Origin of the sequence: Azonexus sp. IMCC34839, from assembly GCF_047047955.1 — a bacterium.
GTDB lineage: Bacteria > Pseudomonadota > Gammaproteobacteria > Burkholderiales > Rhodocyclaceae > Azonexus.
Map to the genome: position 1 here is coordinate 2956387 of NZ_CP150631.1, position 21751 is coordinate 2978137.

Genomic DNA, 21751 nt, shown 5'->3' on the forward strand with positions numbered 1-21751 from the left:
ATAGTTGAGGCTGCGTGGTAATGCTATCCACAAAATGGCTGATTGCGATTTTTTTCGATTCAGGCATTTGCCCATTTGATCGAGCAGCCGATCGAAGCCAGTTGCTCGCTGGGGCCTTGGCCCGATTCGGCGATCTGGCGCATGGCTTCAAACAGTTCTCGGCGGGCTTCGGGCGGGCCGGGGTTGCGGCCGGAGGCATCGAGGCGACCTCGGTACTGCAGCTGGAGGTCGGCGTTGTAGCCGAAGAAATCCGGCGTGCAGACGGCGCCATAGGCACGGGCCACCGACTGGTCGGCGTCGTAGAGATAGGGGAAGGGAAAGTCGAGTGCTTCTGCCCAGCGCTTCATGTTGGCCGGCGAGTCGTCGGGATAGGCGACTACGTCGTTGCTCATGATGGCAACGCAGCCGATTCCCAGTTGTGACAGTTCGCGGCAATCGCGGATCAGGCGGTCGATGATGGCCTGCACGTAGGGGCAGTGGTTGCAGATGAACATCACCAACAGGCCGTTCGGCCCACGGCAACTGGCCAAGGTGTGACGCTGGCCGTCGGTGCCGGGTAGGTTGAAATCGATGGCGGGTTGACCGAAATCGCACACGGGAGGGTTCAAAGCGACCATGTTTTACCTTTCACGAGCGGGTTTAACCCATAATAGCACCCATGAATCTGCCTCGTTTTTACTGCCGCGAAGCCCTCTCGCCGGGGGCGCATGTCGAACTGCCCGAACCCGTCGCCCGCCATGCCGTGCGGGTATTGAGGATGCCGCCGGGGGCGCCGATGGTCCTTTTTGACGGGCGGGGCGGTGAATATCTGGCCCATATCGAACGCATCGAGCGCGACCGCGTCTTTGCCGAACTGGCCGGATGGAACGACATCGAGCGCGAATCCCCGCTCGCCATCACGCTAGTGCAGGCCCTGCAGGCTGGCGAAAAGATGGATTTCACCATACAGAAGGCGGTCGAGTTGGGGGTGCGCGATTTCGTGCCAGTGGAAAGCCGACGCAGTGTCATGCGTCTGGCCGGCGAGCGTGCTGCCAAGCGCGTGGCCCACTGGCAGGGTGTATCCGCTTCGGCTTGCGAACAATGCGGGCGCAATCAGGTGCCGCTCGTGGCACCGCTTGAACGCCTGGATCAATGGCTGGCGCGACCGGCGCCGGCCGACACGCTGCGCCTGATGCTGGCGCCCGATGCGCCGGGCACGTTGGCCGACATCGCGCCGGCGCAGAAAGTACAGTTGCTGATCGGGGCCGAAGGGGGGCTCGATCCGCAGGAAGTGATCGCGGCGCAACAATCCGGCTTCGTGGCAGTACGCATGGGGCCACGGGTGTTGCGTACGGAAACGGCGGGCCTGGCCGCCTTGGCGGTTCTTCAGGCCCTGTGGGGGGATTTCAGAGGGTAAGGGAGGCACCACCATGTTCGAATCGGCGGAACTGGGTCACAAGATCGACAAGGCGACGTTCAAGCGCGAAGTCCCGAAACTGCGCGCCGACTTGCTTGACGTGCAGTACGACGTGCTGCAGAAGAAAGAATTTCCGGTCGTCATCCTGATCAGCGGCGTGGATGGCAGCGGCAAGGGCGAGACCATCAATTTGCTCTACTCGTGGATGGACCCGCGCCACATCTCGACGCTGGCTTTCTCGGCGCCGAGCGACGAGGAAGTCTCGCGTCCCTACATGTGGCGCTACTGGCGGGCGCTGCCGCCCAAGGGCAAGGTCGGCATCTTCGCCGGTTCCTGGTATTCGCAGCCGATTACCGACCGCATCAACGGCGACATGCGCCGCTCTGAAATGGACGAGCGCCTGGACGACATCAACCGCTTCGAGGCCATGCTGGTCAATGAAGGTGCGTTGGTGCTGAAGTTCTGGTTCCACCTGTCCAAGGACGGCCAGAAGACCCGTCTGAAGGCCCTGGAAAAAGACCCGCGCACCGCCTGGCGGGTGACCAAGGAGAGCTACGAGCGCCTGAAGACCTACGGCAAGCTGCAGGAAGTCGCCGGTCACGTCCTGCGCGTGACCAATACGGCGCATGCGCCGTGGATCATCGTCGAAGGTACCGATGACGAGTACCGCTCGCTGACCGTCGGTCGCATCGTGCTCGAAGCGATGAAGCGCCGCCTGACCCAAGAGGGCTTGCAGCGGGTGCCGGTGGCGCCGCCTATTGTGCATCCGATCGACGAAAAGAACGTGCTCAGCGAACTCGACCTGACGCAGAAGCTGGACAAGAAAACCTACGAGCGCGAGCTGGCCAAGTACCAGGCGCGCTTGTCGGAACTGGTGCGCGATCCGCGCTTCCATGAGAAGCGTTCGTTGGTGCTGGTTTTCGAAGGCTCGGATGCGGCGGGCAAGGGCGGCAGCATCCGCCGCGTCGCCGCGTCGATGGACGCGCGGCAGTATCAGATCGTGCCGATTGCCGCGCCGACCGAGGAAGAGCGTGCCCAACCGTATTTGTGGCGCTTCTGGCGTCACATGCCGCGCACCGGGCGGGCGGCGATCTTCGACCGCTCCTGGTACGGCCGCGTGCTGGTCGAGCGGGTCGAGGGCTTTTGCGCCGAGGCCGACTGGCTGCGTGCCTATGCCGAGATCAACGACTTCGAGCATCAACTGACCGATGCCGGGGCGGTGGTCGTCAAATTCTGGCTGCAGATCAGTGCCGACGAGCAGTTGCGCCGCTTCCAGGAGCGCCAGGACACCGAGTTCAAGCGCTTCAAGATTACCGACGAAGACTGGCGCAACCGCGAAAAGTGGGATGATTACGTTTCGGCCGTGTGCGACATGGTCGACCGGACCTCGACCGGGCTGGCGCCCTGGACGCTGGTCGAGGCCAACGACAAGAATTTTGCCCGGGTGAAGGTGCTGAAAACCATCTGCGAACGCCTGGAACTGGCATTGAAGGACGAAGGGAAATACACGGAAAAATGAGCGAAACCCCCTACGACGAGCATTTCGTCTCCTGGTTCCGGGCGGTCACGCCCTACATTAACGCCTTCCGCGGCAAGACCTTCGTCATCGCCTTCGGCGGCAAGGCCGTGCAGAGCGAGTTCGCCAAGACGCTGGCCTACGACGTGAACCTGCTGGTCAGCCTGGGTATCCGACTGGTGCTGGTACATGGCGCGCGACCGCAGATCGAGGAAGAGCTCGCCGAGAAGAACCTCGAGTCGAAATACCACCGAGGTTACCGTGTGACCGATGCTGCGGCGCTCGATTGCGTGCTCGACGCAGTCGGTAGCGTCTATCTGGAAATCGAGGCCATGCTGTCGCAGGGGCTGCCGAACACACCGATGGCCAACAGCCGCATCCGGGTGATCGGCGGCAATTTCATCACCGGCCAGCCGATCGGCGTGCTCGACGGCGTCGACATGCAATACGCCGGCAAGGTGCGCAAGGTCGATAGCGAGGGCATCAACGCCCAGCTCGGCCTAGGCAACATCGTCCTGCTCAACTGCGAGGGGCCGTCGCCGACCGGCGAAATCTTCAACCTGCAGATGGAAGAAGCGGCCGAGGCCGTCGCTGCCGCCTTGAAGGCCGACAAGCTGGTTTATCTGACCGACAGCACCGGCGTCACCGACAAGGATGGCGAGCTGATCGATGCCATGACGGCGGACGAAGTCGCCGACCTGCTCGATGGCGGCAAGTGGTTAAGCACGGACATGCGCCGCTACCTGCCGTGTTCGGTGCGGGCGACGCGGGCCGGTGTCGGCCGGGTGCACCTGATCAGCTACGAACAGGATGGCGCCTTGCTGCGCGAGTTATTCACCCACGACGGTGTGGGCACCGTGGTCACGCGCGAATCGCTGGAAAACATCCGCGAAGCCAAGCCGGACGATATCGCCGCGCTGATCGCCCTGATCGAGCCGATGGAGCAGGAAGGCATCCTCGTCCATCGCCCGCGCGAGCTGCTCGAACGCGAGATCGACCACTTCTCAATCATGCTGCACGACGGCATCATCGTTGGCTGCGCCGCGCTCTATCCGCATTCGGACGACGAAGCCGAACTCGCCTGTCTGGCCGTCGCACCGGACCAGCGCGAATGGGGTTACGGTGAGCAGTTGATGAAGCGCATCGAGCGGCGCGCCCGCAAGATCGGCGTCAAGCGCCTCTTTGTGCTGACCACGCGTACCGAGCACTGGTTCGTCGAGCGCGGCTTCAAGCTCGGCACGGTCGACGACCTGCCGGCGGCTAAACGAGATATGTACAACTATCAGCGGCGGTCCAAGGTCCTCTTCAAGACCTTATAATCCTGCCCATCAACCCCCACGGAGTTTCACATGGCACGTACCGTCAATTGCATCAAGCTCGGCCGCGAAGCCGAAGGTCTCGACCACCCGCCCTATCCCGGCGCGCTCGGCCAGCGCATCTTCGAGAACGTCTCGAAGGAAGCCTGGCAGCAGTGGATCAAGCTGCAGACCATGATCATCAACGAAAATCGCTTGAACCTGGTCGATGCCCGTCATCGCAAGTACCTGATGGAACAGGTCGAGAAGCACTTCTTCGGCGAAGGCGCCGATCAGATCCAGGGCTACGTTCCGCCCAAGCCATAAGGCGCGAGCTTCAAAGAAAAACCCCGCTGCGGCGGGGTTTTTTTATTGTGCCGGGAGACTGCTGCGGTGCACTGCCCAAAAATGGCAAAAACCGGGCAAAGCCGGCAACGGCCGGTCAGACGCTGAATTGCAGCGTCGCTTCGCGCAGGCGGCCGGCGAGTAGGGCCATTTCGCGGGCGGCTTGCGACGACTGGGTGGCGGCGCTGGCGCCGTGTTCGATCATCTGGGCGACGCGTTCGGTGTTCTGGGCGATTTGTTCGGCCGCCTGGCGCTGTTCGGCCAGCACGTCGACGATTTCGTTGGCAGCCTGCAGCGAGGCGTCGCAGCTTTGCCGGATGTTGCCGATGGCGGCGTTGGCGTGCCCGGCCAGTTCGCTGCCGCGCTCGGCCCGGCGGGCGGTGGCGGCCACGGCATCGGCGGTCTGGTGCGCCGCCTGGTCGAGACGGCTGACCAGTTGCTCGATTTTCTGCGTGGTGCTGGCGGTGTCGTTGGCCAGTTTGCGCACTTCGTCGGCGACCACGGCAAAGCCCCGACCGGCCTCGCCGGCGCGGGCCGCTTCGATGGCGGCGTTGAGCGACAACAGGTTGGTCTGCTCGGAAATCTGCTTGATGGCCTGGGCGAACTGGCCAATCTCGCCGGTGTGGCGGTTCAGTTCGGCCATCGCGTCGGCCGTGCTGCTGGCCTGGCTGGAGATATGGCCAATCTCGTCGATGGCGTCCTGGATGATGCGGCCGCTTTCGACGGCGCTCTCGCGCGTCTGTCGGCTGCTGTCGGCGGCGTAGCCGGCCTTCTCGGCGAGCAGCGAGATGGCGACGGTGAGTTCCTGGATGCCGGCGGTGATCAGCGAGGCCGAGTCGCTTTGCGCATTGGCAGCGTGGGCGACCTGCTCGGCCGAATGGCTGAGGGTGGCGGCGTCGGTGGAAGTACGCTCGGCGCCCTCCTTGACCTCGGCGATCAGGCTGCGCAGGCGGAGGCGCATGGCTTCGATCGAGGCGATCAGCGAGTCGGCCGAGGCCTTGCCGCTGGCCAGGCCGTGCGTCAGGTCGCCATCGGCGACGCGGCGGGTGGCGACGACCACCGGCTCCAGATCGCCGCCCAGGCGTTTAAGAATGCGCTGGCCGAAATGGGTGCCGAGGGCGAGCGCCAGGATGGCGCCGGCGATGCCGACGGCGATGATGAGCAGAGCGTTGTTGCGAAAGCGGCTGTCGGCGCCGCTGGCCGACTCTTCAAGCTGGCCGCGGGCGCTGGCGGCGATCTGCTCGAAGGCCTGGCTGAGGGCGGCCTGTAGCGGCTGGTCGGCATCGCGCACGGCGGCATCGACCATCATGGTGTATTTCGGCATGCCCGGCTCGCTGTCGGCGATCACGTCGTCGTAGAGCTTGTTCAGTTCGCTGGCCTGCTGGCGGATGTCGGCCAGTTTCAGTTCGGCCGCCTGGCCGCTCATCTGCTTTTCGAGGGCGGCGAAATGGTTCCAAAACACGGCGCGCTGTTCGAGGAACTGGACCTTGGCCTTGTCGAACTCGGCCGGCATGAAGTTGCGGATGATCATGTTCTGCAGCGCGCGGTTCTGCGCCTGGAAGGCATTCTGCGTGGCGCTGACCAGGGCGAGCGAGGCGGTCGCCCGTTCGACCTGGTGGGCGGTCTGCTCGGTGTCGTTGCGGAAATCGTGCAAGGCGAACAGCGCGGTCAGCAACAGCAACAGGCCGCACAGCGAGCCGACGCCAACCATCAGGAAGAGACGGGTACGAATGGAGAGGGTGTTCAGATTCAACATCGAGTTTCAGACGAGGGTGGTGAAAACGTAATAGAGCAGGGCGCCGCCGCCCAGCGACAGCATGGCCAGGGCGACACTGGTGCGCTTGATGCCCGCCGTTTGTTCGTCGATGAACTGTTCCAGTCCATCGAACAGTTCGGGGAAGGCGGCGATGTCGTTGCTGGATGGCTTGTCCATGGCGTCTCCGGGAGCAGGGTGTGAAGGCGATGTCGCTCACTATCGCGGAACAAGGTTACGTTTCTGTGACGCACTGCAACATTTGCCGACTGCTGCGGTGCACGGGCAAAAAAGGCAAAAAACCGGGGTGCCTAGAAGCGCCGCAACATGAGCCGACGACCGTCGATGTTGCTGTGGCGAATCTCGCTGAAACCGAGTTCGCGGAAGCGTTTGACCTTGTCGGTCGAGACCAGCAGGCGACCGCTGGCGAAGTGGCTTTCCACCCATTCGATACGCGCCTTGACCAGGGCGCGGCCGATGCCCTGGCCGCGCCATTCGGGCGCCACCGCCGACAGGTAGAGCAGGTGCGTGTGCGAAGCCCAGTCCGCCGCCTTGACGCCGCCGACGCCGAGTACCTCGCCCGAGCGCATGGCGACGAAGAATTGCCGGTAGAACAGCGGCGAGGCTTCGAACTCGAGTTCGCGGGCGATACGGTCGACGCTGTAGCGCTCAGGGTTGGCGAAGGCGCGGGCCAGGATGGCCGCCGCCGCGTCGCGCAGGGCGTGACTGCTATCGTCCAGCGGATCGACGCGGATGCGGCTCACCGCTCACAGCGCCGGCGACAGCGATTCGCGAAGGTGGTGCATGAACTCGGCGCGGCGGCGGGCCGCCTCGCGGTTCAGTTCCGTCTGCTGGCGGCCGAAGGCATCGCGTTCCGTGCGGCTACGCGTGGCGGCCTCGATGCTGTCGATGCAACGCCAGCGCATGCCGTGCCGGGTCGGGAACAGGCGCATCTGATCTTTCGCGTGATGGACGCGGCAGCAGTAACAGAACAGCATTTCCATCGGGCAACCTCCTGCGGTGAAAGGTGACGATGGGGGGAGGATGGGCGAGTTCTGTTACGACAAAATGACGCTAGCGGCCGCATTCCAGTTGCACCACCAGATTGGCTTCGTAACCGTGCCAGCTGAGCGGAATGGCGTAGGGCAGGCCGGCCAGGCGTGCCGGGCCGGCATCGTCGCCCGGCTGCAGAAGGCGCGGCGGCGAAATTTCCAGGCCCTCGCCGAAATGCCGGCGGGCCCGTCCGGACAGCGTATTGGCGATCTCGCCGACGAGGTCGCCCTGGCGTTCGCTGGTGTATTCGGAATCGCCGATCTTGAGCAGCACGTGGGTGAGCAGCGCGGCCGGGGCCGAAAAGCAGATGCTGCCGCGGAAATCGCCGCTGACTTCGATCAGGCCGTTGAAATCGTTCCACAACACCGGTTCGCCCGGTTCGAGCAGGTAGGCGGAGCGGACGCAGGCGGCCTCGCCGGTACAGGTGGCGAAGAAATGGGTGATGGCTTCGGAGAAGACTTCGATGTCTTCGGTGCGGAGTTCGGGGCGCATGCTTAGTCAATCAATTCGATGAGGGAGTCGAGCAGTTGCTCGTCGGTGAAGGGCTTGTGCAGGAAGCCGGCGGCTCCCTTCTTGATGGCGCGCAGGGCCGTGGTTTTGTCCGAGAGGGCTGAGACGACCAGGATGCGGGTGTCGGGCAGAAAGTCGACGATCTGCTCGATGCAGGCTTCGCCGTCGAGTTGCGGCATGGTCAGGTCCATGGTGATCAGGTTGGGGCGGAATTCGCGTGCCAGGTCGACCGCCACCGCGCCGTTGCCAGCGAGGCCGGCAATGTTGATGTGTGGCAGGCGCGGGTTGGCGACGAGGCGGGCGATGCGGTTGCGGATAGTCGTCGAGTCGTCGACGATCAGCATGTTATGGACGGCGTGAGGTAGGTTCATGCGCTTTTCAGTTGCATCAGGAAACGGGTGTGGGAATTGGGGCGGGAGTGGATGCGCAGGCGACCGCCCAGGCGGCTGACTGCCTCCTTGACCACGGCCAGGCCGTCGCCGCGCCCGGCATGTTCGCCGGCCTGGGCGAGCGAACTGAAGCCGGGCTCGAACAGGGTGGCGACTACCTGCTGGTCGCTCATGGCGGCGACTTCGGCGGCGGAATAGAGCTGGCGCTCGATCAGCAGTTGGCGCACTTCGTCGGGGGCGAGGCCGCGGCCGTCGTCATGTACGGCGATACCGAGGCCGTTTTGCTCGTCGGCGTGGATCTCCAGGCGGATGGTGCCAGCGCGCGGCTTGCCCTGGCGCTGGCGCTCCTCCGGCGTCTCGATGCCGTGGGCGATGGCGTTGCGGATCAATTGCGGTACGGCTTCCTGCAATAGCGCCAGCAAGGTGTCGGGCAGGCTGTGTTTTTCCGGCAGGGCGGCCTCGAAGCGGATTTCCTTGTTCAGGTCCTCGGCAATTTTCAGCGTGTAGCGCTCCAGGCGATGCAGGGTCTCGTCGAGCGGGGCTGACGGCGGATCGTCATGCTTCTCCCCGGCGAATTGACGGACGCGCTTGACCACGGCCTCGACCTTGATGATCTCGCCGAGCAGGCGATTGAGCGCGACGGCGACCGGAATCAGATCGTCGCCGCTCAGGTTCGGCCGGCGGCGCAGCGGTTGCAGCACTTCCTCGAAATCGTGGGCTTCGCGCGCGATGCTGTTGCAGCCGAGCGCGCCGGCCTCGCCCTTGAGGCCATGCACGATGCGGCCGATACGGTTGAGCAGTTGGCTGTAGGAGTGCAGGCTGGGCTGGAAGTCCTGCAGGTCGCCATTAACCAGTTGCAGGGCGTCGCGGGCGCGTTCGAGGAAGACGGCGACGTCATGCGGATTGTGGTCGAGCACGTCGAGCAGCAGGGCGATCTCGCTTTGCGCGCGCGCCTCGGCACCGGCCAGCTCGCGTTCGAGCTGGACCTTCTGTGAGACGTCGAAGACGCTGACGAGCAGGGCGACCACGTGGCCGTCCTCGCGAATCTGGTCGAACTCGAAGCTGAGGTGGGTCAGCCCCTTGGGCAGCCGCGCCTGCTCGCGGATTTCCACTTCCTTGAGCGGATTCAGCTGGGTCAGCAGGCTTTGCTTCATCTTCTTGTTGAACAGCAGGTCGATGTAGTCCTGCGCCGCTTCGCGCGCTTCGCCGGAAACGATTTCATCGAGCACGGCGCGGAAATCGGCGCCGGCCGGCAGGCGCTGGCCGAACAGGCGGTCGAGCGAGGCCGAGCGCTGGCTGCCGACCGTGCGTTCGCTGGTGAGCAGGAAGAGCCCTTCATGGACCGAGCCGAGGATGCGTTCGGTTTCCTGGCGGGCGGCCGCCGTTTCCCGGTCGCTGACGGTCAGACGGCCGATGAACTTGAAGACGATCAACGCGAAGTTGAGGACGGCGAGGGTGATGGCTAGCGCCTGAATCCAGCGTACGGTGCGCGCCTTCTGCGCGGCCATTTCCTCCAGGCTTTCAGTCAGGTCGTTGGCCTGGCGGGTCAGGCGGTTGTTGCGGGTAACCGCCTTCTGCACGGCGCTGGCCGCCGACTCGAGGCTGGGTTCGGCATTGACGATGAGCGGGCCGACTTCGCGCTCGATCGGCTCCCAGGTGCGCAGAACCTGCCGCAGGTTGTCGGTGGCGTCCTCGCGCAGCTTGCCCGGTTCGAGGAAGGTAAAGGCGGGGGCCTGGGCGAGGCCGGCCTGCAGGGCGGCCCGTGCGTCGTCGAAGCCGGCGCGGGCTTCGGAGATTTCGGCCAGGCTGGACTGGGTCAAGGCGCCGTTGCGCAAGTCCATGTCCAGGGTCAGTAGGCCCTTGGTCAGCTGCTGCGAATAGGTGCGTAGCAGACCGGCATTGTTGATCAGGCGGGCATCGGCCTCGATCTGGCGCGAGGTGTAGATGTTGATGGCCGAGACGCCGGCATCGATCAGCAGGAAGATGCCGATGGCCAAAATCAGGTCGCGGTATTTGCCGAACAATGAAGCGAGCAGCGTTTTCATGGGAAACCGAAGGGGGGATCGGGGCCGAAATGCTGCGCTGCCAATATTTCAAGCGTGTTACGCCAAAAGGCATGCGGCGTCTCGCCATTGTCACGGCGCTGAAACAATCGCCTCCTAAAGTGGGTAGGCTGTTTTTCACCCGAGTCCTATCGATGATCGCCCAGATGGTCCATGACGCTGCAGAACTGACCCGCATTCTCGACGCCGGCTTGTTAACGCCTGTCTTCCAGCCTATTGTCGATTGCCGGGCGCGCAGCATCCTGGGCTACGAGGCGCTGATCCGCGGACCGGAAGACAGTCCCTTGCATCGACCCGACGCGCTCTTCGCCGCCGCCCGCGAGGCCGATCTGTGCCTGGAGCTCGAACATGCGGCACGCACGGTCAGCTTGCGCGCCTTCGCCGCGCAACATCTGCCCGGCCGACTGTTCATCAACGTGACGCCGAGCGGTCTGCTCGATTACCGCATGATGAACGGCGAGACGCGCGACCTGCTGACCGAACTCGGCATCGCGCCGACGCGCATCGTCATCGAACTGACCGAAAACCAGCGCATCACCGATGTGCCGGGTATCCACGAAGCCTTGCTGCACTATCGCGGACGCGGCTTCCAGATCGCCATCGACGACCTCGGCGAGGGCTTCGCCAACCTGCGCATGTGGTCGGAACTGAAGCCGGAGTTCGTCAAGATCGACCGCCATTTCGTGCATGGCATCGCCGACGATCGCATCAAGTACCACTTCGTACGCGCCATGCAGGATCTGGCCGAAATCTGCAATGCCTCGCTGGTCGCCGAGGGTATCGAGCGGCCGGAGGACTTCGCCTGCGTGCGCGACATGGGGATCGCCTGCGGCCAGGGTTTCTTCATCGCCCGTCCGGACAGCCATCCGCCGCGCCAGATGCCGGCGGTCGTGCTGTCGGTGCTCGACCAGCGACGCCTGAGCCTGTCGCCGACGGCGGGCAGCCTCGGCCAGATGCCGACGGCGCTCAGCCTGCTGCGCGAGATCGAGCCGGTAACGCCGACGACCTGCAACGAGACCGTCATCGAACGCTTCGAGAACGACCCCGAACTCGACGTGCTGCCGGTGGTCGGCGAGGACGGCATGCCGGTCGGCCTGATCAACCGCCATTACATGATCGACCGTTTCTCCCGCCGTTTCCGCAAGGAGTTGTACGGGCGCCGCAGTTGCGACCTGTTCATGGAGCGCGCCCCGCTCGTCGTCGATAGTGCGGCGACCATTCAGGAACTGGCCTTGATGATGTCTCGGGCGCCGCGCCATCATCTGCTCGACGGTTTCATCATCACCCGGCATGGCCGCTATCTCGGCGTCGGCAGCAGCCACGCGCTGATGGGCACCATCACCGAAATGCAGATCAGCGCGGCGCGGTACGCCAACCCGCTGACGCAGCTGCCGGGCAACGTGCCGATCAACGAGCACATCGACCGCATGCTGGCCGGCGACATTTCCTTCGTCGCCGCCTACATCGACATCGACGACTTCAAGCCCTTCAACGACACCTTCGGCTACCGGCGCGGCGACGACGTCATCCTGGTGCTGGCACGCCTGATCTGCGAGGCGGTCGATACGCGCCAGGATTTCGTCGGTCATATCGGCGGCGACGATTTCTTCGTGATCTTCCAGAGCGCCGACTGGGAGGAGCGTTGCTGGCAACTGCTGTGCAACTTCGCCGACGCCATGGGCAAGATTCTCAATACCGAGGAGTGGTCGCAGGGCGGTTACATGATGGAAAACCGGCGCGGCGAGCTGACTTTCCAGTGTCTGCCGAGATTGTCGATCGGCGCCGTGCGCATCGGTCCCGGTGAGTGTGAATCGCACCGCGAGGTGGCGGTGGCGGCTTCGGTGGCCAAGAAGCAGGCGAAAAAGAAGGCCAAGCAGGCACACAACGCCAAGGATCCGGGCGGCCACATCTTCGTCGAGCGCCGTCGCCTCGGCGCCGGTGTTGCTGGCAGCGGCGAGCGCATCTCCAACTGACTGCTGCGGTGCACTGCCCCAAAAGGGCAAAAACCGTGGGCAAAAAAACGCCCGGTCGAGCCGGGCGAAATGGAGAGAGAACAAACTTAAGGTTTCAATTCGTGCGCGCCGTCGTGCCGCTGCGCTTGCGGGCCGGCTTGGCGGCACCGGACAGCTGGTGGCTTTCCTGTTCGGCCAGTTCGACCGTTTCGATGGCGGCGGCACTGACGCTGTGCAGCGTGTGTTCGGCCGTCTCCAGCGTCGTGCGCATGGCCTTTAGGGCGATTTCGGCTTCCCACGGGCTGCTCTTCTCGGCGTGCTGGATGCTGGCGAAGACCATTTCGTCGAATACACGCACCTGAACCTCTGCGGTGCGGATCATCGCCTTGTGCGTTTCGCCGAGAATCTCGAAGGCGCTGTCGAGCAGCTTGCTGGCGCGCATGCTGTTTTCCAGCCACAAGGGAGCGGGAAACTGCGTCGCGTTTTCCAGCTGATCGTGACCGAAGATGGCCCACTGCTTGTGGCTGTGCAGCAACGCATCACGGCCGGCGACCGAGAGCAGCTCGGACAGCCGGTTGGCGGCGGTGAAACAGGCGACCGAAAAGTCACGCAGATTGCTCAGCGTGTGCTCGCGGCTTTTCGCAATATCGTTGACGTACAGGAACATGCAGGGCTCCCGAAAAGAATTTGCCGGGAGCTTAGCTGCCCGATGTGACAGGAAAATGACTCAGACGATGGTCTTGACGCCTTCCGCCGTGCCGAGCAGCAGCACGTTGGCCGGACGGACGGCGAACAGGCCGTTGGTGACGACGCCGGTGATCTGGTTGATCTGCGCTTCCAGACCCTTCGGGTCGGTGATGGCCAGGCCCTTGACGTCGAGGATCAGGTTGCCGTTGTCGGTGACGAAGCCCTCGCGCAGCACCGGCGTGCCGCCCAGCTTGGCCAATTCGCGGGCGACATGGGCGCGCGCCATCGGGATCACCTCGACCGGCAGCGGGAACTTGCCCATCACCTCGACGCGCTTGGAAGCGTCGCAGATGCAGACGAAAGTCTGGGCCACGGCAGCGACGATCTTCTCGCGCGTCAACGCACCGCCGCCGCCCTTGATCATGTTCAGCCCTCCATCGATTTCGTCGGCACCGTCGACATAAACCGGGATGCTGTCGACGTCGTTCAGGTCGAGCACCGGAAAGCCGTGGCCTTCCAGGCGCTTCTTGGTCGCTTCCGAACTGGCGACCGCACCTTTGTACTTGTCCTTCAACGGCGCGATGGCGTCGATGAAGAAATTGGCGGTCGAGCCGGTGCCGACGCCGATGATGCTGCCGGCCGGCACGTTGGCGGCCACGTAGTCGGCGGCGGCCTGGGCGACGGCCTGTTTGAGTTCGTCCTGGGTCATTTGGCTATTCTCCTGAGCAGTTTTGCCCGGCATTTTACAGACTTGCCCAACCTTTCCCTAAACGCCCCGACGGCCGGTCGGCAACGGATTGTCATAAAAAATTCATTTTGCGCCGTGCCCGAATCGCTAAACTGGATATACCGTTTTTGTAGGGAGCCGATCATGGCCGAACAGAAGAAAACCTCCGTCAAACCTGCCGCTGCGGCGAAGCCGCCAAAGCAACTGGTGCCGCGCACGGCGCCCAAGGCCGAAGCTGGCAAGCCCGCCGCCGCAGCCAAGCCCACCCCGGCCCCGGCGGCAAAGCCGGTTATCAAGCCGGTAGCCGCATCGGCCAGGAATGTTGCGCCGGCGGCCGCCGCCAAACCGGCCGCCACGGTCAAGCAGCCGACCAAAGTGGTCAGCGCGAAGAAGCCAGCCAAGGCCGTGAAACCAGCCAAGGTGGAAAAAGCTGAAAAGGCGCCCAAGGCCAGGAAGGTCAAGCTGGTGCGCGACAGCTACGCGATGCCGGAGGCCGAGTACGCCCGGATTGGCGAATTGAAGAAGCGCCTGTTGGTGCTCGGCCGCGAGGTCAAGAAGAGCGAACTGCTGCGCGGTGGCATCGCTGTCCTGGCGGCGCTCAACGATGCCGAGCTGCAAGCCGTCATGGCCCGCGTCGAGCGCATCAAGACCGGGCGTCCGGCCAAGTAGCGCGCATCGCGCCGGCGTCTCGGCGCCTGCGCCATGCGTTATGTCTGCCGGCCGTTGAGGGGTGTTCCGGGTCAGCGGCTGGACGAAAACTGGGACGCTTGGCCAATTATTACAACCTGTCATCTGGTTGTAACAAACGGGGGGTAACCTGCACGCATCGTAAAACCCCAACCGTGCAGGAGTACCCTTCATGTTCATTCGCAACAAGCTCGTCTCTGCTCTTTCCATCGCTGGCATCGCCCTGTTCGGTGCCCAGGCTGCCCAAGCCCAAGTCATCAAGATCGACGGTTCCTCCACCGTCTATCCGATCACCGAAGCCGTTGCCGAGGAATTCCAGAAAGCCAAGAAGAACGCCATCAAGGTGACCGTCGGCATTTCCGGAACCGGTGGCGGTTTCAAGAAGTTCTGCCGCGACGAGACCGATATCTCCAACGCCTCGCGTCCGATCACGGCCAAGGAAATGGAAGACTGCAAGGCCGCCGGCGTGCAGTACATCGAAATGCCGGTCGCCTTTGACGCCCTGACCGTCGTCATCAACCCGAAGAACAGCTTCCTGAAGCAGATCACCGTGGCCGAACTGAAGACCATGTGGGAACCGGCTGCTCAGGGCAAGATCACCAAGTGGAACCAGGTCAACCCGGCCTGGCCGGATGCGCCGATCAAGCTGTTCGGCGCCGGTGCTGACTCGGGGACCTTCGAATACTTCACCGAGGCCACCGTCGGCAAGGCCAAGTCCTCGCGCGGCGACTACACCGCTTCCGAAGACGACAACGTGCTGGTTCAGGGCGTCGCGCGCGACGTCAATGCCATCGGCTACTTCGGCTACGCTTACTACGCCGAGAACAAGGCCCGCCTGAAGGCCTTGCCGATCGTCAATCCGAAGACCAACGTCGCGGTCGAGCCGGCCGAGGAGTCGGTGATCAAGGCGACCTATCAGCCGCTGTCCCGCCCGATCTTCATCTACGTCAAGGCCAAGTCGCTGGACAAGCCCGAGGTCAAGGAATTCATCGAGTTCTACATGAAGAATGCCGCCAAGCTGACCAAGGAAGTGAAGTACGTGCCGCTGCCGTCCGCTGCCTACACCGGCAACATCGAGCACGTCGCCAAGAAGAAGTTCGGCTCCGTCTTCGGTGGCAAGAACGAAATCGGCATCACCATTGAAGAACTGATGAAGCGCGAAGCCAAGATGTAAGCTTCCGGGTGGCGTCTCTGACGCCGCCAATCGCCTTCCGGCCCCGCCAGGGGCCGGATGTGCATCCGAAAGGACCCTTCAAGTGACGCAAGCCATGTCTGTAAATTCTCCTTCTGACCTTCCCGTGGTCAGCGAGCGCCTGGCCAAGAACGCCATGCGCAACGTCAGCGAGCGCCTCATCGAGATGCTGCTTTTCGCTGCCGCCGCCGTCTCCGTATTCACCACGGTCGGCATCGTCTATGTACTCGTCACCGAGTCCATCCACTTTTTCCAGAATGTCAGCATCGTCGACTTTCTGACCGACACCCAATGGACGCCGCTGTTCGACGACGCCCACTTCGGCATCATGGTGCTGGTGTCCGGTACCCTGGTTTCTTCCTTTGTCGCGCTGGCTGTTGCTATCCCGATGGGGACCATCATCGCCATCTACCTGTCCGAGTTCGCCAATGGCAAGGTGCGTGAAATCGCCAAGCCCATCCTCGAACTGCTCGGCGGTATCCCGACCATCGTTTTCGGTTACTTCGCCCTGTTGATGGTGACGCCGCTGCTGCAGAAGATTTTCCCGGAGCTGCCGGGCTTCTCGCTGCTCTCCGCTGGCCTGGTCATGGGCATCATGATCGTGCCCTACATCGCGTCGCTTTCCGAGGATGCCATGCGCTCGGTGCCGATGAGCCTGCGCGAAGGTTCCTACGCCATGGGCTCGACCAAGCTCCACACGGCCATTCACGTCGTCGTGCCGGCCGCTTTCTCCGGTCTGGCCGCCTCCTACATCCTGGCCATCTCGCGCGCCGTCGGCGAAACCATGATCCTGGCCGTAGCCGCCGGCATGCAGCCGAACCTGACCTGGAATCCGATGGAACCGGCCGCTACCATCACCTCCTACATCGTGCAGGTGGCGCTGGGCGATCTGCCGCACGGCTCGATCGGCTACCAGACCATCTTCGCCGCCGGCCTGACGCTGATCATGATCACGCTCTGTTTCAACATCCTCGGCCAGTGGCTGCGCCGCAAGTTCCGGGAGAACTACTAATGCAACACGCTGCTTTGACTACCGAAGAAATCCGCGCCCTGATCGCCAAGGGCAAGTTGAAGGACACCATATTCAAGGCCATGGGCATCCTGTGCCTGGCGTTTGGCCTGCTGGTGATCTTTCTGCTGGTCGGCGACATGGTCATGCGTGGCTCGGAACGCCTGACGCTGGATTTCTTCACCGAGTTCGCTTCCCGTCGCGCCTCGCAAGCCGGCATCCTGTCGGCCTGGGTCGGCTCGCTGCTGGTCATGACCGTGACCGCTTTCGCTGCCGTCCCGCTGGGCGTTGCGGCCGGTGTTTATCTGGAAGAGTACGCCAAGCGTAACTGGGTGACCGAGATCATCGAGATCAACATCACCAACCTGGCCGCGGTGCCGTCCATCGTCTATGGCCTGCTGTCGCTCGGCATCTTCGTCTATGCCTTCGGCTTCGGCCAGAGCATCCTGACCGCCGGCCTGACCCTGGCACTGTTGATCCTGCCCATCGTCATCGTGTCGACCCGCGAAGCGATCCGCGCGATTCCGGCGATGATCCGCGAAGGGTCGATGGCGGTTGGTGCGACGCGCTGGCAGACCTGCCGTTACCACATCATCCCCTACGCCATGCCCGGCATCCTGACTGGCGTCATCATCGGCCTGGCCCGCGCCATCGGCGAAACTGCCCCGATCATCACCATCGGTGCGCTGACCTTCATCGCCTTCCTGCCGCCGGTGCCCTTCACCGAAGTCAGCCCCGGCGTCAGTGCCGGTCTGTTCGACTGGCTGATGTCGCCCTTCACCGTGATGCCGATCCAGATCTTCAACTGGACCTCGCGCCCGGACCCGGCCTTCGAAGTCAATGCCGCGGCCGCCGGCTTCGTGCTGATGGTCATGGTGCTGTCGATGAACGCCATCGCCATCTGGCTGCGCTACAAGATGCGCAAGAACATCAAGTGGTGATTTCATGGCTCGGAACGCACCTGCTCTTGTCGCCTTCGCCTTGCCGTGCAATGCGCACTGTCTGCGGCTCGTCTTCGCGGCAGGCGCGCCCCGGACCATGAAATCGATTGCTGCGGTGCACACCCGCAAATCGCCAAAAACCGAATATTGAAATTGGAGTCCCGAATGCAGATCCATGACAACCCGACGCTGAAGGCCGAAGCCCGCAACCTCAACTTCTATTACGGCGAAGCCAAGGCGCTCAAGGGCATCAACATGCCCATCTACGACAAGAAGGTCACCGCCCTGATCGGCCCTTCCGGCTGCGGCAAATCGACCTACCTGCGCAGCTTCAACCGCATGCACGACCTCTACCCGGGCAACCGCTACGAGGGCGAGATCCGCTTCTACCCAGACAACACCAACCTGCTGGCCCCGGAAGTCGATCCGATCGAAGTGCGCATGCGCGTCGGCATGGTGTTCCAGAAGCCGAATCCGTTTCCCAAGTCGATCTTCGAGAACGTGGCCTACGGCCTGCGCGTGCGCGGCGAGAACAATCGCCGTGTCCTCGACGACAAGGTCGAGCACGCCCTGAAGGGCGCCGCCCTGTGGGATGAAGTGAAGGATCGCCTGCAGGATCTCGCTTCCAACCTGTCCGGCGGTCAGCAGCAGCGTCTGTGCATCGCCCGTGCGCTGGCGACCGATCCCGAACTGCTGCTGTTCGATGAGCCGACCTCGGCGCTCGACCCGATCGCCACCGGTGCCATCGAGGAACTGGTGCATGAACTGAAGAAGCGCGTCACCATCCTGATCGTGACGCACAACATGCAACAGGCGGCGCGTGTTTCCGACTACACCGCCTACATGTACCTGGGTGAGTTGATTGAGTTCGGCAAGACCGACGAGATCTTCATCAAGCCGCAAGACAAGCGTACCGAAGATTACATTACGGGTCGTATGGGGTAAGAAAATGCCGACAATGAACGAAAGCCAACACGTATCCAGCCAGTTCGACGAAGAACTCTCCCGCCTGCGCACCCACGTGCTGCAGATGGGCGGTCTGGTCGAAACCCAGATTTCCTCCGCCATCGAGGCCTACACGACCGGTGAAGTGGCCAGCGTCAAGACCATCGTCGACACCGACCGCAAGGTGAACGACCTGGAGAAGGCCATCGACGACGATTGCGCCCATGTCATCGCCAAGCGTCAGCCCACCGCTTCCGACCTGCGCCTGGTGCTCGGCATCAGCAAGATCGTGACCGATCTCGAGCGCGCCGGCGACGAAGCCAAGAAGATCGCCAAGGGCGTGCGCCGCATTTACGAAGCTGGCCACATGCCCTCGCAGTACGGGATCGGCATCCGCCACCTGGCCGAAGCGGCCCTGACCATGGTGCGCCAGGCCCTCGACGCCTTCGCCCGCCTCGACGCCGAACTGGCCAAGGCGGTGATCAGCGCCGACAACGACGTCGACGTCGAATTCAAGTCCATCATCCGCCAGTTGATCACGCACATGATGGAAGACCCGCGTACCATTACGACTTCCATCGACATCATCTGGATCGCCCGTGCCATCGAGCGCATCGGCGACCATGCCAAGAACGTTTCCGAGCAGGTGATCTTCATTGTCGAAGGGCGCGATATCCGCCATACCAAGGAGAAGGCGCAGTGACTCCGACCATTCTGGTTGTTGAAGACGAACCGGCCATTCAGGAACTCGTCGCCGTCAACCTGAAGCATGCCGGTTTCCTGGTCGTTCGCTCCGCTAGCGCCGAGGATGCCGAATCCGCCATCCGCGCCGCCTTGCCCGACCTGGTGATCCTCGACTGGATGCTGCCTGGGCAATCCGGCGTCGCGCTGGCCAAGAAGATTCGTGGCGACGACCGCACGCGCGAACTGCCGATCATCATGCTGACCGCCCGCGTGCATGAAGAAGACAAGGTGCAAGGCCTGGAGGCCGGCGCCGACGACTACGTGACCAAGCCGTTCTCGCCGAAGGAACTGGTCGCCCGCGTCCGTGCCGTGCTGCGCCGCCGTGCGCCGCACCTGGCCGGCGAGGCGGTCGAGGTCGGCAACCTGTCGCTCAACCCGGCGACGCATCGCGTCATGGCCGGCGGCCAGCCGGTCGAGCTGGGGCCGACCGAGTTCCGTCTGCTCTTCTTCTTCATGACGCACGCCGAGCGCGTGTTCACCCGTTCGCAACTGCTCGACGAGGTGTGGGGCGACCACGTCTTCATCGAGGAGCGCACGGTCGACGTGCATATCCGTCGCCTGCGTGCGGCGCTGGAGCCGTCCGGTCATCACGAGCGGGTCGAGACCGTGCGCGGTACCGGCTATCGCTTCCGGGGAGCCTGAGACCAGTGCTTTCGCAAATACTGCGAGCCATCGGTTTGGCCTTCCTGACGGCCATCGTGGCGCTGCCGGTCGGTATCTTCGTCACCCATTGGGCTGGGTGGACGCTGTTCTGCCTGGGGCTTGCCCTGCAAATGGTTTTCCACTTCCGCAACTTCGCCCGCCTCGACCGCTGGTCGCGGACGCCGGTGGTCGATGCCAGCCTGGAAGGCGAGGGCGCCTGGGACGGCGTTTTCGGTCGCCTCTATCGGCACGAGAAGGATCTGCGTGCGCAGATCGCGCAGCGCGATCACGAGATCGCGATGTTGATGGCGGCCGGCCAGGCGCTGACCGATGGCGTCGTGCTGCTCGATAACGCCAACCACATCCTGTTCAGCAATACGACGGCGGAAACCCAGCTCGGCATCTCGGTCCGGACCGACCGCGGCCTGCCCATCACCAACCTGGTCCGGCAGCCGGAGTTCGTCGCCTATCTCGATGCCGTCGATTTTGCCAAGCCGCTGATCCTGCGCTCCGACCGCAACGACGGCAGCGTCTATTCGATCCACGTCATTCCTTATGCCGGCACCCGTCGCCTGATGCAGGTCAAGGATGTGACGCAGGCCGATCGCCTGGACCAGATGCGGCGCGATTTCGTGGCCAACGTGTCGCACGAGTTGCGCACGCCGCTGACGGTGCTCGCCGGCTTTCTCGAAACCTTGCAGGAAATCGAACTGGAAGCCGCCGACCGCAAGCACTACCTCGGGCTGATGGCCGAGCAGTCGGCGCGCATGCAGTCCATCGTGCAGGATCTGCTGACCCTGTCGTCCATCGAGTCGGCGCCGCCGCCGAACAACGACCCGATCGACATGGCGACCTTGCTCGACAAGCTGAAGCGCGATGCCGAAGCGCTATCGGGCGGCCGTCACAATATCGTGCTGGAAAGCGACGGTCACGGCGACCTGCGCGGTGCCGAGCCAGAACTGGTCAGCGCATTTGCCAACCTGGTGACCAATGCCGTGCGCTACACGCCGGAAGGCGGCACGATCCGCATCCAGTGGCAGGCCACGCCGCAAGGGGCGGAGTTTGCCGTGCAGGATAACGGCATCGGGATCGATCCCAAGCACCTGCCCCGTCTGACCGAACGGTTCTACCGCGTCGACCGCGGCCGCTCGCGCGATTCCGGCGGGACCGGCCTTGGCCTGGCCATCGTCAAGCATTCGCTGAACCGTCACCAGGCCCAGCTCGAGATCAAGAGCACGCTAGGCCAGGGCAGCCGCTTCGCGGCCAAGTTCCCGGCCAGTCGCGTCGTACTTTGACCGCTTAGCGGAAGAAGCGGCCGAGCAAGCCGGAAATGAACCCGCCCTGCGCCTGCGGGGCGGCAGCCACCGCTTGGGGGCTTTCGTCGCCCTTGGCCAGCATGCTCTGGACCTGCTTGGCGTAATCGCGATCTTCGTTGGCGATGTGATTGATCAGCCATTTGCTCAGCATGGTGTGCAGTTCGTCCACAATGTCTTCGCCCTTGGCCGAGCGCAGCGTGAATTCGGACACACGCTTGATGAACAGCTCATGCACTTTCTTGTGCGGCTTGATGAACTTGTAGCCGGCTTCGGCCATCATTTCCTCTTCGAAGCCGAAATGTGACTGCGTGTAGTCGATCAACTGCTCGATGATGTCGTTGAGCAGATGGCGGTCGCCCTTCTGCTTGGCGATTTCCAGTTCGTTGATGTATTCGACGATGCGCTTGTGCTGGGCATCGATCACGTCGATGCCGGTATCCAGCTTGTGATCCCAAACGATAGGCACGGCTGCTCTCCAAGATTTATGAGTTGGAGGGCGAAGTAGATATCACTTTTGGCGTATTCGGTTTGACGTGGCTCAATGGTCCGACACTCTGTCGCGTGCCGGACCGTATTTCGCCGTAAGACT

At 63.3% G+C, this 21751-nt stretch carries 24 protein-coding genes; 13 read left to right on the forward strand and 11 right to left on the reverse strand.

The window, feature by feature from the left end:
- Positions 1-59: 59 nt before the first annotated feature.
- The gene (locus tag WIF35_RS14375) at positions 60-617 is read right to left on the reverse strand and encodes a thioredoxin family protein (protein ID WP_412478909.1); all 558 of its coding nucleotides are present in this window, start codon (positions 615-617) and stop codon (positions 60-62) included.
- Positions 618-658: 41 nt separating this feature from the next.
- Here WIF35_RS14375 and WIF35_RS14380 point away from each other — a divergent pair, with 41 nt between their 5' ends.
- The 4 genes from WIF35_RS14380 to WIF35_RS14395 are packed head-to-tail and all read left to right on the forward strand — an operon-like array spanning position 659 to position 4534.
- Positions 659-1396, forward strand: a complete 738-nt coding sequence (locus WIF35_RS14380) for a 16S rRNA (uracil(1498)-N(3))-methyltransferase (protein WP_412478910.1) — start codon at positions 659-661, stop codon at positions 1394-1396.
- 13 nt (positions 1397-1409) lie between these two features.
- Positions 1410-2915 carry a polyphosphate:AMP phosphotransferase gene (pap, locus tag WIF35_RS14385; protein WP_412478911.1) on the forward strand — a complete coding sequence of 502 codons (1506 nt, stop codon included), beginning with the start codon at positions 1410-1412 and terminating at the stop codon, positions 2913-2915.
- A complete protein-coding gene (gene argA, locus WIF35_RS14390; protein WP_412478912.1) occupies positions 2912-4231 on the forward strand; it encodes an amino-acid N-acetyltransferase in 1320 nt (439 codons plus the stop codon). The genes pap and argA overlap by 4 nt, the downstream gene beginning before the upstream one ends.
- A gap of 30 nt (positions 4232-4261) precedes the next feature.
- A complete protein-coding gene (locus WIF35_RS14395) occupies positions 4262-4534 on the forward strand; it encodes an oxidative damage protection protein (RefSeq protein ID WP_412478913.1) in 273 nt (90 codons plus the stop codon).
- 115 nt (positions 4535-4649) lie between these two features.
- Here WIF35_RS14395 and WIF35_RS14400 read toward each other — a convergent pair whose 3' ends face one another.
- From WIF35_RS14400 to WIF35_RS14430, 7 genes are all read right to left on the reverse strand, one after another.
- A complete protein-coding gene (locus WIF35_RS14400) occupies positions 4650-6308 on the reverse strand; it encodes a methyl-accepting chemotaxis protein (protein WP_412478914.1) in 1659 nt (552 codons plus the stop codon).
- A gap of 6 nt (positions 6309-6314) precedes the next feature.
- The gene (locus WIF35_RS14405; protein WP_412478915.1) at positions 6315-6485 is read right to left on the reverse strand and encodes a hypothetical protein; all 171 of its coding nucleotides are present in this window, start codon (positions 6483-6485) and stop codon (positions 6315-6317) included.
- Between the two features lie 131 nt (positions 6486-6616).
- Positions 6617-7069: a GNAT family N-acetyltransferase gene (locus WIF35_RS14410; RefSeq protein WP_412478916.1), complete on the reverse strand. Its 453-nt coding sequence runs from the start codon at positions 7067-7069 to the stop codon at positions 6617-6619.
- 3 nt (positions 7070-7072) lie between these two features.
- Positions 7073-7309: a hypothetical protein gene (locus tag WIF35_RS14415; RefSeq protein WP_412478917.1), complete on the reverse strand. Its 237-nt coding sequence runs from the start codon at positions 7307-7309 to the stop codon at positions 7073-7075.
- 70 nt (positions 7310-7379) lie between these two features.
- Positions 7380-7850, reverse strand: a complete 471-nt coding sequence (locus tag WIF35_RS14420; protein WP_412478918.1) for a chemotaxis protein CheX — start codon at positions 7848-7850, stop codon at positions 7380-7382.
- Between the two features lie 2 nt (positions 7851-7852).
- Positions 7853-8239, reverse strand: coding sequence for a response regulator (locus WIF35_RS14425; protein WP_412478919.1), 387 nt, complete (start codon positions 8237-8239; stop codon positions 7853-7855).
- Positions 8236-10302 (reverse strand): ATP-binding protein, encoded by a 2067-nt coding sequence (locus tag WIF35_RS14430; protein ID WP_412478920.1) that lies wholly within the window; start codon positions 10300-10302, stop codon positions 8236-8238. The genes WIF35_RS14425 and WIF35_RS14430 overlap by 4 nt, the downstream gene beginning before the upstream one ends.
- A 152-nt stretch (positions 10303-10454) precedes the next feature.
- Here WIF35_RS14430 and WIF35_RS14435 point away from each other — a divergent pair, with 152 nt between their 5' ends.
- The gene (locus WIF35_RS14435; RefSeq protein ID WP_412478921.1) at positions 10455-12293 is read left to right on the forward strand and encodes a GGDEF domain-containing protein; all 1839 of its coding nucleotides are present in this window, start codon (positions 10455-10457) and stop codon (positions 12291-12293) included.
- Positions 12294-12387: 94 nt separating this feature from the next.
- Here WIF35_RS14435 and WIF35_RS14440 read toward each other — a convergent pair whose 3' ends face one another.
- Together WIF35_RS14440 and rpiA are read right to left on the reverse strand one after the other, a co-directional pair.
- A complete protein-coding gene (locus tag WIF35_RS14440; RefSeq protein ID WP_412478922.1) occupies positions 12388-12939 on the reverse strand; it encodes a hypothetical protein in 552 nt (183 codons plus the stop codon).
- 60 nt (positions 12940-12999) lie between these two features.
- Positions 13000-13668, reverse strand: a complete 669-nt coding sequence (gene rpiA, locus WIF35_RS14445; protein WP_412478923.1) for a ribose-5-phosphate isomerase RpiA — start codon at positions 13666-13668, stop codon at positions 13000-13002.
- Positions 13669-13830: 162 nt separating this feature from the next.
- Between rpiA and WIF35_RS14450 the strand changes: the two genes are divergently transcribed.
- The 8 genes from WIF35_RS14450 (at position 13831) to phoR (ending at position 21141) form a co-directional block, all read left to right on the forward strand.
- Entirely contained in the window at positions 13831-14355 is a 525-nt protein-coding gene (locus tag WIF35_RS14450; RefSeq protein ID WP_412478924.1) for a hypothetical protein, read from the forward strand.
- Between the two features lie 190 nt (positions 14356-14545).
- The gene (locus WIF35_RS14455) at positions 14546-15547 is read left to right on the forward strand and encodes a PstS family phosphate ABC transporter substrate-binding protein (protein ID WP_412478925.1); all 1002 of its coding nucleotides are present in this window, start codon (positions 14546-14548) and stop codon (positions 15545-15547) included.
- Between the two features lie 94 nt (positions 15548-15641).
- Complete coding sequence (gene pstC, locus WIF35_RS14460) at positions 15642-16577, forward strand: phosphate ABC transporter permease subunit PstC (RefSeq protein WP_412478926.1); 936 nt, start codon at positions 15642-15644, stop codon at positions 16575-16577.
- A complete protein-coding gene (gene pstA / locus WIF35_RS14465; protein ID WP_412478927.1) occupies positions 16577-17515 on the forward strand; it encodes a phosphate ABC transporter permease PstA in 939 nt (312 codons plus the stop codon). Before pstC ends, pstA begins: the two co-directional genes overlap by 1 nt.
- 165 nt (positions 17516-17680) lie before the next feature.
- The gene (gene pstB, locus WIF35_RS14470) at positions 17681-18460 is read left to right on the forward strand and encodes a phosphate ABC transporter ATP-binding protein PstB (protein ID WP_412478928.1); all 780 of its coding nucleotides are present in this window, start codon (positions 17681-17683) and stop codon (positions 18458-18460) included.
- A 13-nt stretch (positions 18461-18473) separates the two neighbouring features.
- Complete coding sequence (gene phoU, locus WIF35_RS14475; RefSeq protein ID WP_412478929.1) at positions 18474-19163, forward strand: phosphate signaling complex protein PhoU; 690 nt, start codon at positions 18474-18476, stop codon at positions 19161-19163.
- Positions 19160-19846, forward strand: a complete 687-nt coding sequence (gene phoB / locus WIF35_RS14480) for a phosphate regulon transcriptional regulator PhoB (RefSeq protein ID WP_412478930.1) — start codon at positions 19160-19162, stop codon at positions 19844-19846. Before phoU ends, phoB begins: the two co-directional genes overlap by 4 nt.
- 5 nt (positions 19847-19851) lie before the next feature.
- On the forward strand, positions 19852-21141 hold the full coding sequence (gene phoR, locus WIF35_RS14485) for a phosphate regulon sensor histidine kinase PhoR (protein ID WP_412478931.1): 1290 nt from the start codon (positions 19852-19854) through the stop codon (positions 21139-21141).
- A 4-nt stretch (positions 21142-21145) separates the two neighbouring features.
- On the opposite strand, the gene WIF35_RS14490 is transcribed toward phoR, so the two are convergent.
- On the reverse strand, positions 21146-21628 hold the full coding sequence (locus WIF35_RS14490) for a bacteriohemerythrin (protein WP_412478932.1): 483 nt from the start codon (positions 21626-21628) through the stop codon (positions 21146-21148).
- Positions 21629-21751: the final 123 nt, after the last annotated feature.

Coding starts and splice junctions, on each gene's coding strand:
- WIF35_RS14375 (WP_412478909.1), bottom strand. CDS start 617: ATGGTCGCTTTGAACCCTCCCGTGTGCGATTTCGGTCAACCCGCCATC.
- WIF35_RS14380 (WP_412478910.1), top strand. CDS start 659: ATGAATCTGCCTCGTTTTTACTGCCGCGAAGCCCTCTCGCCGGGGGCG.
- pap (WP_412478911.1), top strand. CDS start 1,410: ATGTTCGAATCGGCGGAACTGGGTCACAAGATCGACAAGGCGACGTTC.
- argA (WP_412478912.1), top strand. CDS start 2,912: ATGAGCGAAACCCCCTACGACGAGCATTTCGTCTCCTGGTTCCGGGCG.
- WIF35_RS14395 (WP_412478913.1), top strand. CDS start 4,262: ATGGCACGTACCGTCAATTGCATCAAGCTCGGCCGCGAAGCCGAAGGT.
- WIF35_RS14400 (WP_412478914.1), bottom strand. CDS start 6,308: ATGTTGAATCTGAACACCCTCTCCATTCGTACCCGTCTCTTCCTGATG.
- WIF35_RS14405 (WP_412478915.1), bottom strand. CDS start 6,485: ATGGACAAGCCATCCAGCAACGACATCGCCGCCTTCCCCGAACTGTTC.
- WIF35_RS14415 (WP_412478917.1), bottom strand. CDS start 7,309: ATGGAAATGCTGTTCTGTTACTGCTGCCGCGTCCATCACGCGAAAGAT.
- WIF35_RS14420 (WP_412478918.1), bottom strand. CDS start 7,850: ATGCGCCCCGAACTCCGCACCGAAGACATCGAAGTCTTCTCCGAAGCC.
- WIF35_RS14425 (WP_412478919.1), bottom strand. CDS start 8,239: ATGAACCTACCTCACGCCGTCCATAACATGCTGATCGTCGACGACTCG.
- WIF35_RS14430 (WP_412478920.1), bottom strand. CDS start 10,302: ATGAAAACGCTGCTCGCTTCATTGTTCGGCAAATACCGCGACCTGATT.
- WIF35_RS14435 (WP_412478921.1), top strand. CDS start 10,455: ATGATCGCCCAGATGGTCCATGACGCTGCAGAACTGACCCGCATTCTC.
- WIF35_RS14440 (WP_412478922.1), bottom strand. CDS start 12,939: ATGTTCCTGTACGTCAACGATATTGCGAAAAGCCGCGAGCACACGCTG.
- rpiA (WP_412478923.1), bottom strand. CDS start 13,668: ATGACCCAGGACGAACTCAAACAGGCCGTCGCCCAGGCCGCCGCCGAC.
- WIF35_RS14450 (WP_412478924.1), top strand. CDS start 13,831: ATGGCCGAACAGAAGAAAACCTCCGTCAAACCTGCCGCTGCGGCGAAG.
- WIF35_RS14455 (WP_412478925.1), top strand. CDS start 14,546: ATGTTCATTCGCAACAAGCTCGTCTCTGCTCTTTCCATCGCTGGCATC.
- pstC (WP_412478926.1), top strand. CDS start 15,642: ATGTCTGTAAATTCTCCTTCTGACCTTCCCGTGGTCAGCGAGCGCCTG.
- pstA (WP_412478927.1), top strand. CDS start 16,577: ATGCAACACGCTGCTTTGACTACCGAAGAAATCCGCGCCCTGATCGCC.
- pstB (WP_412478928.1), top strand. CDS start 17,681: ATGCAGATCCATGACAACCCGACGCTGAAGGCCGAAGCCCGCAACCTC.
- phoU (WP_412478929.1), top strand. CDS start 18,474: ATGAACGAAAGCCAACACGTATCCAGCCAGTTCGACGAAGAACTCTCC.